This window comes from Amycolatopsis sp. NPDC006125, assembly GCF_040614195.1.
In the GTDB taxonomy this organism is placed as follows: Bacteria; Actinomycetota; Actinomycetes; order Mycobacteriales; family Pseudonocardiaceae; genus Amycolatopsis_E; species Amycolatopsis_E tucumanensis.
This window is the reverse complement of sequence record NZ_JBEXTZ010000159.1, coordinates 1-12,613: the sequence shown is the minus strand read 5'-3', so window position 1 is coordinate 12,613 and position 12,613 is coordinate 1. Positions and strand designations below refer to the sequence as shown.

The following is a 12,613-nucleotide window of genomic DNA, read 5'->3' as shown; positions in this document are numbered from 1 at the left end:
AGCGCTTCGCCACCGGCACCCGCGCCGAGCGGGTGGCGCTGCTGACCGACCTGCGCGCCACCGCGCCCGGCCGCGCGCGCGAACTGGTCGAGGAAACCTGGGCCGACGAGCCGGCCGCCACCCGCGCCGCGTTCCTCGACACCCTGCGCACCGGCCTGTCCGGCGACGACGAGCCGCTGCTCGAACGCGCCCTCGACGACCGAGCCGCGACCGTCCGCGCCGCCGCCACCGCCCTGCTCGACCACCTGCCCGGCTCGGCCCGAGCCCAGCGCATGGCCGAGCGCGCCCGGCGGCTGCACCAGGGCCGCGGCGCCTTCGACCTGCCCGGCGAACCCGACGACGCGGCCCGCCGCGACGGCGTCACCGACCACCGCGAACCGGGTCTCGGCCGCGGCGCGTCCCGGCTGATCCAGATCCTCGCCGCCACCCCGCTGGCCGCCTGGGCCCCGGACTGGATCCCCGAGGCCGGCCACGACGTCCTCCTCGGCTGGACGAAAGCCGCGCTGCGCCAGCGCGACCAGCAGTGGCTCACCGCGCTGGCCCGGCACCAGCCGACCCCCGAGCTGATCGCCGCGCTCACCCCGGCGACCGCCGCGGAAATCCTCGGTGGCAGCCGGAAACTCGACGCCCGGTTCGGCGCGCTGCTCGCCGCCGCGCCCGGCCCGTGGCCCGCGGAGTTCTCCACCGAAATCGTCGCGCGGCTGCGCACCGCCAAGGCCGAGGCCGTGCTGCGGCTCGCCGCCCGCGCGATGGCCGAGCACCTGCACCCCGCCGCGCTCGCCGCCGTGGAGAACTGGCTGCTCGCCCTCGGCACCGACCACAAACCCACCGCGCGCACCCTGCGCGGCATCGCCCACGCGCTGACCATCCGAGCGACCATCCGGCAGGAGTTCACATGACCGACGTGCTGAGAGCACACGCCGAGCAGCAGCACGCCGACGAGCTGGCCGCCCTCGCGGCCGCCGACGACCGGCCCAAACCGCCCAACTGGAAGCTGTCGCCGTGGGCCGTCGCGACCTACGTGCTGGGCGGCGAGGCCCCGGACGGCACCCCGATCACGCCGAAGTACCTCGGCTCGCGCCGCCTCGTCGAGGTCGCGATCGCCACGCTCGCCACCGATCGCGCGCTGCTCCTGCTGGGCGTGCCCGGCACCGCGAAGACCTGGCTGTCCGAGCACCTCGCCGCGGCCATCTCCGGCGACTCCACCCAGCTGGTGCAGGGCACGTCCGGCACCGCCGAGGAGGCGATCCGCTACGGCTGGAACTACGCGCGCCTGCTCGCCGAGGGCCCCTCGCCCAAGGCGCTGGTCGCCAGCCCGGTGCTGCGCGCGATGGAGACCGGCGGCATCGCGCGGATCGAGGAGCTGACCCGCATCCCGTCCGACGTGCAGGACGCGCTGATCACGATCCTCAGCGAGAAGACCCTGCCGATCCCGGAGCTGGACAGCGAGGTGCAGGCGCTCGCCGGGTTCAACGTGATCGCCACGGCCAACGACCGCGACCGCGGCGTGAACGACCTGTCCGCCGCGCTGAAACGCCGCTTCAACGTCGTGGTGCTGCCGCTGCCCGACGACGCCGAGTCCGAAGTGGAGATCGTCCGCTTGCGGGTCGAGCAGCTGGGCCGGTCGCTGCAGCTGCCGGCCGGCGCGGAGAACGTGGACGAGATCCGCCGCGTGGTGACCGTGTTCCGCGAGCTGCGCGACGGGGTCACCACCGACGGGCGGACGAAGATCAAGTCGCCGTCAGGGACGCTGTCCACCGCTGAGGCGATCTCGGTGATGACGAACGGGATCGCGCTGGCGACGCACTTCGGCGACGGCGTGGTGCGGGCCGACGACGTGGCGGCCGGCCTGCACGGCGCGGTGGTCAAGGACCCGGTGCAGGACCGGATCGTGTGGCAGGAGTACCTGGAGACCGTGGTGCGCGAGCGCAAGCCGTGGTCCGACCTCTACCGCGCGTGCCGGGAACTGGTGTGAGCGTTCACGTCCTCGGCATCCGGCACCACGGGCCCGGTTCGGCCCGCGCGGTCGCCGACGCCCTGGACCGGCTCGACCCCGAGGTCGTGCTGATCGAGGGGCCGCCGGAGCTGGACTCCGTCGCCCCGCTCGCCGCGGCCGCGGGCATGCGCCCGCCGGTCGCCGGGCTGGTCTACGCCGCCGACCGCCCGGCGACGGCCGCGTTCTACCCGATGGCGGTGTTCTCCCCGGAGTGGGTGGCGCTGCGGTGGGCGCTGGAGCACGGCAGGCAGGTGCGGTTCCTCGACCTGCCCGCGAACGTCGCGCTGGTGCTGGAGGATGCCGAGGACCCGGACGCGGAACCGCCGATCGATCCCATCGCGACGCTGGCCGAAGCCGCCGGGTACGACGATCCGGAGCGCTGGTGGGAGGACGCGGTCGAACTGCGCTACCACGGGCTCGAGGTGTTCGACGCGCTGCTCGACGCCATGCGCGCGCTGCGCGAAGGGCACGTGCCGGACCTGCGCACGCAGCGGCGGGAAGCGGCGATGCGGAAGGTGCTGCGGGCGGTCATCCGCGGCGGGGCAGGCACGATCGCGGTGGTGTGCGGCGCCTGGCACGCGCCGGTGCTGGTGCCCGCGGAGTTCCCGTCGCAGGCCGCGGACAACCGGCTGCTCAAGGGACTGCGCACGACGAAGGTCGCGGCGACCTGGGTGCCGTGGACGTCGTCGCGGCTGGCCAGGGCCAGCGGCTACGGCGCGGGCATCTCCTCCCCCGGCTGGTACCACCACCTGTTCACCACCGCGCACGACGAGGCGGTGGGCCGATGGATGGTGCGGGTGGCGCATCTGCTGCGCCGCGAGCAGCACGACGTGTCCCCGGCCGCGGTCATCGAAGGCGTCCGGCTCGCCGACGCGCTGGCCGTGCTGCGCAACCGCCCGCACCCCGGGCTGCCCGAGGTGCTGGAGGCCTGCCAGGCCGTCCTGTGTGGAGGGTCGGACATCCCGATGCGGCTGGTGGCCCGCAAGCTGCTGGTCGGCGACATCCTGGGGCGGGTGCCCGCCGAGACGCCGATGGTGCCACTGGCCAAGGACCTGGAGGCGACGCGGAAACGGTTGCGGCTCAAGCAGAGCGCGGCCGAGCAGCAGCTGGACCTGGACCTGCGCACGCCGACCCACCTGGAGCGCAGCAAGCTGCTGCACCGGCTGCTGCTGCTCGGCGTGCGGTGGGGCGAGCCCGCGGAGACCGCGCGCACGCGGGGCACGTTCCGGGAGTCGTGGGTGCTGGAGTGGCGGCCGGACCTGGCGGTCGCGTTGATCGAGGCGAGCGGCTACGGCACGACCATCGACTCCGCGGCGACGGCGGTGGTGGCGCAGCGGGCCGCCGAGGCCGACATCGCCGAGCTGAGCGTCCTGGTCGAGGACACGCTCACCGCGGACCTGCCGGAAGCGCTGGCCGGGGTGCTCGCGGCGCTCGACGAGCGGGCCGCGCGCCAGCACGACACCACGCGGTTGATGGCGGCGGTGGAGCCGATGGCGCGCGTGCGCCGCTACGGCAACGTGCGCCGCGCGGACACCGAGCTGGTGCAGCGGGTGCTGAGCGGAGTGGTCACGCGCATCGCCGTCGGGCTGCCCGCCGCGTGCGCGGGTCTCGACGAGGACGCCGGCCGTGAGGTGCGGCAGCTGGTGGACGGTGTGCAGCGGGGCATCGGGCTGCTCGACCAGCAGGAGCTGCGGGAGGTCTGGTACGGCGCGCTGCGGACGGTGGCCGACCGGCTCGGCGTGCCGGGGCTGATCGCCGGGCGCGCGGTGCGGCTGCTGCTGGACGCCGGGCTGCTGGACGTGGCCGACGCCGCGGGCAGGCTGTCCCGGCAGCTCTCCGTCGCCGCGGACGCGACCCAGGCCGCGGGGTGGCTGGAGGGGTTCCTGTCCGGTGAGGCGGCGCTGCTGGTGCACGAGCCGGAGCTGCTGGAGATCGTCGACCGGTGGGCCACCGGGGTCGGCGAGGAGGTGTTCGACCACCTGCTTCCGTTGCTGCGCCGGACGTTCGCCGAGTTCAGCGCGCCGGAGCGGCGGGAGATCGGGCTGCGGGTGCGGCGGATCGACCGCGGCGAGGGCGCGGCCGGGGCGCGCGCGGCGGACGAGGACCTGGACCACGAGCGGGCGGCGCTGGTGGTGCCGCGGATCCTGGAGCTGCTGGGATGAGTGAACGGCTGCGGCGGTGGCGGATGATGCTCGGCGGGCAGGACGCCGACGGCACCGGCGTGTCGCTGTCCGGTGCGGACGCCCGGCGGGACGCCACGCTGGAAGCGTTGTACGACAAGGAAAAGGATCGCCGTGGCGGGCTCGGCGGGTCGTCCCCGCGGGTGGCGCGGTGGCTGGGCGACATCCGCGGCTACTTCCCCAGCTCGGTGGTGCAGGTGATGCAGCGCGACGCGATGGAGCGGCTGGGGCTGCGCCAGTTGCTGCTGGAGCCGGAGATGCTGGAGTCGGTGCAGCCGGACGTGCACCTGGTCGGCACGCTGCTGTCGCTCAACCGGGCCATTCCGGAGCGGTCGCGGGACACGGCGCGCGCGGTGGTGCGGAAGGTGGTCGAGGACCTGGAGAAGCGCCTGGCGCAGCCGACGCGGCAGGCGGTGGGCGGGGCGCTGCACCGGGCCAACCGCACGAACCGGCCGCGGCACGGCGACATCGACTGGAACCGCACGATCCTGGCGAACCTGAAGCACTACCAGCCCGAGCAGCGGACCGTCGTGCCGGAGCGGCTGGTGGGTTTCGGTCGGCGGCTGCCGAGCGTGTCCAGGCAGATCGTGCTGTGCCTGGACCAGAGCGGGTCGATGGCCGCCTCGGTGGTGTATGCGAGCGTGTTCGGGGCGGTGCTGGCGTCGATCCGGTCGCTGCGGACGCAGGTGATCGCGTTCGACACTGCGGTGGCGGACCTGACCGAGTCGGTGTCCGACCCGGTGGAGCTGCTGTTCGGGGTCCAGCTGGGCGGCGGCACCGACATCAACGCGGCGCTGGCGTACTGCCAGAACCGGATCGACGCCCCGCGCGACACGGTGCTGGTGCTGATCAGCGACCTCTTCGAGGGTGGTGACGAGAAGGAGATGCTGCAGCGCGCGCAGGCCCTGAAGGCGGACGGCGTGCAGGTGGTGTGCCTGCTCACCCTGAGCGACGACGGAGCGCCCGCCTACGACCACGAGAACGCGGCCGCGCTGGCGGCCCTGGGAATCCCCGCGTTCGCCTGCACGCCGGACCGTTTCCCCGACCTCATGGCGGCGGCCGTCCAGCGGCAGGACGTGGCCACCTGGGCGGCAGCGAACGACATCCCCACCGCGGCGGCGGAGGACTGATGAGGGGACGCGGCCAGCGAGGTTCGGCGACAGCCGCGAGCCGGCGGGCAGCCGCGGCCGAGGCAACCTAGGAGGCCTCACCAACCCCGCACGGGCCGGAGCGGAGACGCCAGCCACACCCGATTGCATGATCATGCATCGCCATGCATATACTGTTCCCGTGTCCAAGGTGCTCACCTCTCTGCCTGTCGGTGAACGTGTCGGGATCGCCTTCTCCGGAGGCCTCGACACGTCGGTAGCGGTCGCGTGGATGCGCGAGAAGGGGGCGGTCCCCTGCGCCTACACCGCTGACATCGGGCAGTACGACGAGCCCGACATCGCCTCCGTGCCGGGCCGCGCCAAGACCTACGGCGCGGAGATCGCCCGGCTCGTCGACTGCCGCGAGGCGCTCGTCGAGGAAGGGCTGGCCGCCCTGGCCTGCGGTGCCTTCCACATCCGCTCCGGCGGCCGCGTCTACTTCAACACCACCCCGCTCGGCCGCGCGGTCACCGGCACGCTGCTGGTGCGCGCGATGCTGGAGGACGACGTCCAGATCTGGGGCGACGGCTCCACCTTCAAGGGCAACGACATCGAGCGCTTCTACCGGTACGGCCTGCTCGCCAACCCGGCCCTGCGCATCTACAAGCCGTGGCTGGACGCCGACTTCGTCACCGAACTGGGCGGCCGCACCGAGATGTCGGAGTGGCTGACGGCCCGGAACCTGCCCTATCGTGCCAGCACCGAGAAGGCCTACTCGACCGACGCGAACATCTGGGGCGCGACCCACGAGGCCAAGGCGCTGGAGCACCTCGACGCCGGCATCGAGCTGGTCGAGCCGATCATGGGCGTCCGGTTCTGGGACCCCGAGGTCGAGATCCCCGCCGAGGACGTCACCATCGCCTTCGAGCAGGGCCGCCCGGTGCGCATCAACGGCAAGGAGTTCGCCACCGCCGTCGACCTGGTGCTCGAGGCCAACGCGATCGGCGGGCGGCACGGGCTGGGCATGTCCGACCAGATCGAGAACCGGATCATCGAGGCCAAGAGCCGCGGCATCTACGAGGCCCCGGGCATGGCGCTGCTGCACGCCGCCTACGAGCGGCTGCTCAACGCGATCCACAACGAGGACACGATCGCCAGCTACCACAACGAGGGCCGCCGCCTCGGCCGCCTCATGTACGAGGGCCGCTGGCTCGACCCGCAGTCGCTCATGCTGCGCGAGTCGCTGCAGCGGTGGGTCGGCACGGCGGTCACCGGCGAGGTCACGCTGCGGCTGCGGCGCGGCGAGGACTACTCGATCCTCGACACCACCGGCCCGTCGTTCAGCTACCACCCGGACAAGCTGTCGATGGAGCGCACCGAGGACGCGGCGTTCGGCCCGGTCGACCGCATCGGCCAGCTCACCATGCGCAACCTCGACATCGCCGACTCGCGCTCACGCCTGGAGCAGTACGCCGGCCTCGGCCTGGTCGGCACCGGCGACGTCCAGCAGCCGAAGCTGGTGGGCGCCGCCCAGGCTGCCTCGACGGGCCTGATCGGCGCCATGACCGAGGGCGGCGCCGAGGTGATCGCCTCCCGCGGCGGCGCCGCGGAGGACGTCGAGCTGCTCGACCACGCCGCGCTGGAAGCCGGCAACGACTGACGCTCCTGGAAAGGCGGGGCCCGCGCACTCCGCGCGGGCCCCGCCTTTCGTTTCACGTCAGGCGGACTTCGCCGCTTCGAGGATCAGGTCCGCGACCGCCGCCGGCTCGGAGACCGCCACCGCGTGCGAGGCGCCGTCGAGTTCGACGACCTTCCGCGCGCCCGCCCGCTCGGCCATGAACCGCTGCGCCGCCGCCGGGATGTTCTTGTCCGCAAGCGGGATCAGGAACCACGACGGGATGTCGCGCCACGCCGCGTTCGTCGCCTCCTGCGACAGGGCCACGTCACGCACCGGGCGCTGCGTCGCCGCCATCAGCGCGGCCTCGTCCGCCGGCACGTCGGCCGCGAACTGGCCGTGGAACTCGTCCGATCTGATCGACAGGTCGTTGCTGCCGTCGCCGAGCGGGACCGAGTCGAGCGTCCCGCCGAGCGTGCTGCCGGGGTACTTCCCGGACAGCCCGAGCGCCGACTCCCCCGCCTCCGGCGCGAACGCCGCGACGTAGACCAGGGCCTTGACCTGCGGGTTCCCCGCCGCGGCCTCCGTGGCGACCATGCCGCCGTATGAGTGGCCGGCCAGGACCACCGGGCCGTCGATCCCGGACAGCACCCGCCGCAGGTACTCGGCGTCGCCCGCCAGGCTGCGCAGCGGGTTCGCCACCGCCACGACCCGGCGCCCCTGCTCCCGCAGCCGGGCGATGACCCCGTTCCAGCTGGCCGACTCGGCGAACGCGCCGTGCACCAGGACCACCGTCTCAGTCATGTTCAACCCTCCAGTTGTGTCCAATTGAGTTGCGCACAACCGAACATAACAGAACCGGTTGGCGGACGACAGGGCTGGCGTGGAAGAATGCACTTTGAGATGAATAGTGCAATTACTCGGCGGATGGCCGCCACCGCAGCCCTGGTCACGACGGTGGCGCGACAGCTCACCGCCGAGCGGGGGCTGACCGGCTTCACCGTCGAGGAGGTGTGCGAGCGGGCCGGCATCTCACGCCGCACCTTCTTCAACTACTTCGCCACCAAGGACGACGCCGTCCTCGGCCGGTCCGCGCACCGGGACGATCACGACCTGGTCGAGGAGTTCCTGGCCGGAGGCGGCGACCTGCTCGGCGACCTGGTGCGGCTCACCGCGGGACGGTGGGTGCGCGCCGACATGACGGTCGAGAAGTGCCGCGAGGTCCAAGCCGCCGTCGAGCGGGAACCCCGCCTGCTCGCCAAGTTCTTCGAGTACCTGCTGCGCGACGAACAGTCCGATGTGGAGCTGGTCGAGCGCCGCGAGGGACTGCCCGCGGGCGACCTGCGGGCCGCCGCCGCGGTGCAGATCGTCGGCGCCCTCGCCGGCGCCTCGGTGCGCGAGTTCCTCCGCGAGGGCAACACGACCAGCTTCGGCGACCTCCTCACGCGCCGGCTCGCCGCCGCGCGCACCCTCCTGTCCCCCGACACCGAACGGACGCCATGACGACCACCGCGCCCGCCCCGCTGCTGCTGACCCAGCGGCGGATCTGGATCATCTTCAGCGCCCTCATCGCGGGCATGCTGCTGTCCAGCCTCGACCAGACGATCGTGGCGACCGCGATGCCGACCATCGTCGGCGACCTCGGCGGCGTCGAGCACCAGGTGTGGATCACCACCGCCTACCTGCTCGCGACCACGATCGTCATGCCGATCTACGGCAAGTTCGGCGACGTCCTCGGCCGCCGGCGGCTGTTCCTCGTCGCGATCGCGTTGTTCACCCTCGCCTCCGTGGGGTGCGCGTTCGCCACCGACTTCTGGGTGTTCGTGGTGTTCCGCGCGCTGCAGGGCTTCGGCGGCGGCGGGCTGATGATCCTGTCCCAGGCGATCATCGCGGACATCGTGCCGGCCAACGAGCGCGGCAAGTACCTGGGCCCGCTCGGCGGCGTGTTCGGGCTGTCGGCCGTCGGCGGCCCGCTGCTCGGCGGCTTCTTCGTCGACCACCTCAGCTGGCAGTGGGCGTTCTACATCAACATCCCGGTCGGCGTCGCGGCGTTCGTCATCGCGCTGGTCGCGCTGACGCTGCCGAGCAAGAAGGCGACCCAGCCCATCGACCTGGCCGGCGTGGTGTCCCTGTCGCTGGCCACCACCTGCCTGATCTTCTTCACCGACTTCGGGGGCGACAAGGACCATGGCTGGGCCGCGATGGAGACCTGGGCGTGGGGCCTGGGCCTGCTCGCGTCGGCGGTGGCCTTCGTCGTGGCCGAGAAGCGCGCCGCGGACCCGATCATCCCGCTGAGCCTGTTCCGCAACGGGATCTTCATCAACGCCACCGCGATCGGGCTCGCGCTGGGCCTCGGCATGTTCGCCGCCATCGGGTTCGTGCCCACGTTCCTGCAGATGTCCTCGGGCACCTCGGCGGCCGCGTCCGGCCTGTTGCTCCTGCCGATGATGGTCGGCCTGATCGGCACCTCGATCGTGTCCGGGTCGGCGATCACGAAGACCGGGCGGTACCGGATCCACCCGATCCTCGGCACGGTGATCACGGCCGTGGCGATGGTCCTGATGACCACGCTCGCCGCGGACACGCCGATCTGGCTGATCTGCGTGTACCTGTTCGTGTTCGGCGCCGGGCTCGGGCTGATCATGCAGGTCGTCGTGCTGGTGGTGCAGAACGCGGTGCCCGCGGCGATGATCGGCACCGCGACGAGCACGAACAACTACTTCCGCGAGGTCGGCGCGGCGCTCGGCACGGCGGTGTTCGGCACGATCTTCACCACGCGGCTGACGGAGAACCTCAACGGCGTCTTCACCGCGGCCGGCGCGTCGGCGGCGGACGCTTCGGCCGCCACCGCGACCCTCGACCCGGCCGTGCTGAACCAGCTCCCGGCACCGGTGCGCGACGGCGTGGTGACCGCCTACGCCGACGCACTCGCCCCGGTGTTCTGGTACCTGCTGCCGTTCATCGGGATCGCGTTCGCGTTGTCGCTGGTGCTGAAGCAGATCCCGCTCTCCGACGTGGCGGGACTGGTCGCCCGCGGTGAAGCCATCGGCGGCGAGGAGGCCGAACGCCTGGAGGCCGAGCAACGCCGCGCCTGACCCCCTCACGAGCGGCCGTCGAACACCGCACACAGACGGCGCTGGACTCGCCGAGGGCCGGCGCGAGGCGGCGATCGCGGGCTGTTCCGGGGGCGGACTTCGCGGGGTGGCTGTCCGAGGTGTACTGGGCCGCCTGCTCATGGACAGGAGGATCTCGTCGTGCGCGAGGTCTTCACGTGGTTCCGTGTTCACCGCGCTGCGAGGGAGGACGTGGCGCAGCGGACACTTTCCCGTGATGGTGATGTGATCTTCCCGTTATCTGTGCTAGCTTTCCGAACCGTTCGGCTGGGGGACCAACCGGAACACGGAAAGATCGCACATGAAACGCACGTTGCCGGCGGTGCTGCTCGCCGCTCCCCTGGTCCTGCTCAGCGCCACCGCCTGCGAGCCCGGGAGTTCCTGGGCCGCGCAGGCCTCCCGCAGTAGCCAGGCCGCCTCGTCCAGCGCGAGCCCCGCGCCCAGTACGACGAGCGCCGCGGCGAGCAGCACGACCAGCGCCCCGTCCAGCACACCCAGCACACCCAGTTCGTCCAGCGAGTCCAGCAGCACGACGCCCCGGAGCACGTCCGCCACCTCCGCCGCGAGCACCCCGGCGCCGGAGGAGACCTGCACCGACCCGGTGTTCACCACCAGCGACCCCGACGGCGGCTGGTCGAATGGCGGCTACTACGTGCACAACAACATGTGGAACCAGGACGAGGCGGGCCCGGAGACCCTGTACGCCTGCTCCTACGACAACTGGTACGTCGACTCCACCCAGCCCGACACCACGTCGGTGAAGACCTACCCGAACGTCCACAAGGACATCAACAACCTCGACGGCGCCCCGCTGTCGGACTACTCCACCATCACCTCCACCTTCGCCGGCCGCGGTCCCGCCACCGGGATCTACAACGTCGCCTACGACATCTGGCTCAACGGCGTCGGCCAGCAGCCCGGGGTCACCGAACTGATGGTGTGGACGGAGAACCACAACCAGGTGCCCTCCGGGGAGAAGGTCGCGACCTACACCGCGGGCGGCGTGACCTACGACGTCTGGTACGACGGCGACGACTACCTCGCCTTCGTCGCGCAGTCCACCCAGTACTCCGGCGCCATCGACATCAAGGCGATGATCGACTGGTCGGTCGGCCGCGGCTACATCCCGCCGAACCCGACCGTCAACCAGATCGGCTACGGCATCGAGTTCTGCTCCACCGGCGGCGTGCCTGCCCGCTTCACCGTCACCGACTTCTCCGTGACGATGAACTGATTCCGCTCTACGGTGGTCCCACCAACGCGGGGAGCACCGGATGAGTGCGGCAACCACGGACGCGCTGGCCGCGGGCCGGCTGGCGCTGGAACGCGCGGCGTGGGCCGAGGCGCACGCGCACTTCGCCACGGCGTCGGCGGCGGACACGCCCGAGGCCTGGGACGGTCTGAGCCGCGCGGCCTGGTGGCTGGGCGACGAGGCGGGCACGATCACCGCCCGCGAACGCGCCTACCGCGGCTACCGGGCCCGCGGCGACGACCGCGCGGCGGCGCGGATGGCGATGTGGCTGGCCTCGGACCACCTCGACTTCCGCGGTGACGACGCGCTCGCCGCGGCGTGGATCCGGCGCGGCCGCGCACTGGTCACCGGCGCCTGTCCCGAGCTGGGTTTCCTGGTCGTGCTCGAGGCGGACATGGCGCTGCTGGCGCACTTCGACCCGGTGACCGGCGAGCGGCTCGCGCGGGAGGCGCTGCACCTGGCCCGGAGCATCGCCGACACCGGCGTGGAGGTCGTCGCGCTCGCGGTGCTCGGGTGCGCGCTCGTCGCGTCCGGATCGATCGCCGAGGGACTCGGCTTCCTCGACGAGTCCGCGGCGCTGGCCGTCGGCGAGGACTTCGCCGAGGCCGTCGCCCCCGGCTGGGCGCTGTGCCACACGGTGTCGGCGTGCGCGGACGTCGGCGACTTCGCCCGCGCGGAGCAGTGGTGCCGGGCCCTGCACACCTGGTCGTCGGCGTGGCACGGCAGGCACTTCTTCGGCGCCTGCCGCACCGCCTACGGCGAGGTCCTCGCGACCGGCGGCGACTGGCGCTCGGCCGAGCAGGAACTCCTCGACGCGATGGCCGATTTGAGCACCACGCGGCCCGCGCTGGCCGGCCCGACCGCCGTCCGGCTGGGCCGCCTGCGGGTGCGGCAGGGCGACCTCACCGAGGCGCGGGCGCTGTTCGAGACCGCGTTGCCGCTGCCGCAGGCCATCGTCGCGCTCGGCGAACTGGACCTGGCTGCCGGCGACCCGACCGCGGCCGCCGACGCCGCCGACCGCGTGCTGCGGCGGCTCGACGAGGCCGGTGTCCTGGACCGCCTGCCCGCGCTGGAACTCCTCGCCCGCACACTGGCGGCCGCGGGCGACCACGAGGGCGCCGCGGCGGCGGCCGGGCGGCTGGAACAGCAGATCGAGCCGCTCGCCACGCCGTACATGCGCGGGCGGGGACGGCTCGTCCGCGCGCAGGTGCTCGTCGCGGGCGGCGAGCACGATCCCGCGCGGCGCGCCGCCGAGGACGCCCTCGACCTGTTCACCGCGTGCTCGGCCCCCTTCGAGGCGGCGCAGGCCCGGCTCGTCCTCGCCGAGGCCCTCGGCGCGCTCGGCCGTGCCGGGCAGGCGGCCGCGGCG

Annotated in this window: 11 protein-coding genes; 9 read left to right on the top strand and 2 right to left on the bottom strand. The window is 72.8% G+C overall.

Annotated elements, in window-relative coordinates; genetic code table 11:
* The 5 genes from ABZ193_RS41390 to argG all read left to right on the top strand — a co-directional run.
* On the top strand, positions 1-899 hold an 899-nt coding region (locus ABZ193_RS41390), incomplete at its 5' end, for a DUF5691 domain-containing protein (protein WP_354714221.1).
* On the top strand, positions 896-1,975 hold the full coding sequence (locus ABZ193_RS41385; protein ID WP_027930041.1) for an AAA family ATPase: 1,080 nt from the start codon (positions 896-898) through the stop codon (positions 1,973-1,975). The genes ABZ193_RS41390 and ABZ193_RS41385, both read left to right, overlap by 4 nt.
* Entirely contained in the window at positions 1,972-4,158 is a 2,187-nt protein-coding gene (locus ABZ193_RS41380; RefSeq protein ID WP_354714219.1) for a DUF5682 family protein, read from the top strand. The genes ABZ193_RS41385 and ABZ193_RS41380 overlap by 4 nt, the downstream gene beginning before the upstream one ends.
* Positions 4,155-5,306, top strand: coding sequence for a VWA domain-containing protein (locus ABZ193_RS41375; protein ID WP_354714217.1), 1,152 nt, complete (start codon positions 4,155-4,157; stop codon positions 5,304-5,306). Before ABZ193_RS41380 ends, ABZ193_RS41375 begins: the two co-directional genes overlap by 4 nt.
* Positions 5,307-5,466: 160 nt before the next feature.
* Positions 5,467-6,924: an argininosuccinate synthase gene (gene argG, locus ABZ193_RS41370; protein WP_020419814.1), complete on the top strand. Its 1,458-nt coding sequence runs from the start codon at positions 5,467-5,469 to the stop codon at positions 6,922-6,924.
* A 57-nt stretch (positions 6,925-6,981) separates the two neighbouring features.
* Here argG and ABZ193_RS41365 read toward each other — a convergent pair whose 3' ends face one another.
* Entirely contained in the window at positions 6,982-7,683 is a 702-nt protein-coding gene (locus ABZ193_RS41365) for an alpha/beta hydrolase (protein WP_354714215.1), read from the bottom strand.
* Between the two features lie 123 nt (positions 7,684-7,806).
* Here ABZ193_RS41365 and ABZ193_RS41360 point away from each other — a divergent pair, with 123 nt between their 5' ends.
* Both ABZ193_RS41360 and ABZ193_RS41355 read left to right on the top strand, forming a co-directional pair.
* Positions 7,807-8,382, top strand: a complete 576-nt coding sequence (locus ABZ193_RS41360) for a TetR/AcrR family transcriptional regulator (RefSeq protein ID WP_020419816.1) — start codon at positions 7,807-7,809, stop codon at positions 8,380-8,382.
* Complete coding sequence (locus ABZ193_RS41355; protein WP_354714213.1) at positions 8,379-9,974, top strand: MDR family MFS transporter; 1,596 nt, start codon at positions 8,379-8,381, stop codon at positions 9,972-9,974. The genes ABZ193_RS41360 and ABZ193_RS41355 overlap by 4 nt, the downstream gene beginning before the upstream one ends.
* A 264-nt stretch (positions 9,975-10,238) precedes the next feature.
* Here the strand turns inward: ABZ193_RS41355 and ABZ193_RS41350 are convergent, their stop codons facing one another.
* Entirely contained in the window at positions 10,239-10,601 is a 363-nt protein-coding gene (locus tag ABZ193_RS41350) for a hypothetical protein (protein ID WP_354714211.1), read from the bottom strand.
* Between ABZ193_RS41350 and ABZ193_RS41345 the strand changes: the two genes are divergently transcribed.
* Positions 10,594-11,226: a hypothetical protein gene (locus tag ABZ193_RS41345; RefSeq protein ID WP_237334705.1), complete on the top strand. Its 633-nt coding sequence runs from the start codon at positions 10,594-10,596 to the stop codon at positions 11,224-11,226. The two genes, ABZ193_RS41350 and ABZ193_RS41345, sit on opposite strands and share 8 nt — an antisense overlap.
* 40 nt (positions 11,227-11,266) lie before the next feature.
* Positions 11,267-12,613, top strand: a 1,347-nt coding sequence (locus ABZ193_RS41340) for a hypothetical protein (protein WP_354714209.1), incomplete at its 3' end; no start/stop codon positions are given.

Excerpts from the sequence above, each read along its gene's own strand:
- ABZ193_RS41375 (WP_354714217.1), top strand. The coding sequence starts at position 4,155 with ATGAGTGAACGGCTGCGGCGGTGGCGGATGATGCTCGGCGGGCAGGAC.
- ABZ193_RS41355 (WP_354714213.1), top strand. The coding sequence starts at position 8,379 with ATGACGACCACCGCGCCCGCCCCGCTGCTGCTGACCCAGCGGCGGATC.
- ABZ193_RS41365 (WP_354714215.1), bottom strand. The coding sequence starts at position 7,683 with ATGACTGAGACGGTGGTCCTGGTGCACGGCGCGTTCGCCGAGTCGGCC.
- ABZ193_RS41360 (WP_020419816.1), top strand. The coding sequence starts at position 7,807 with ATGGCCGCCACCGCAGCCCTGGTCACGACGGTGGCGCGACAGCTCACC.
- ABZ193_RS41385 (WP_027930041.1), top strand. The coding sequence starts at position 896 with ATGACCGACGTGCTGAGAGCACACGCCGAGCAGCAGCACGCCGACGAG.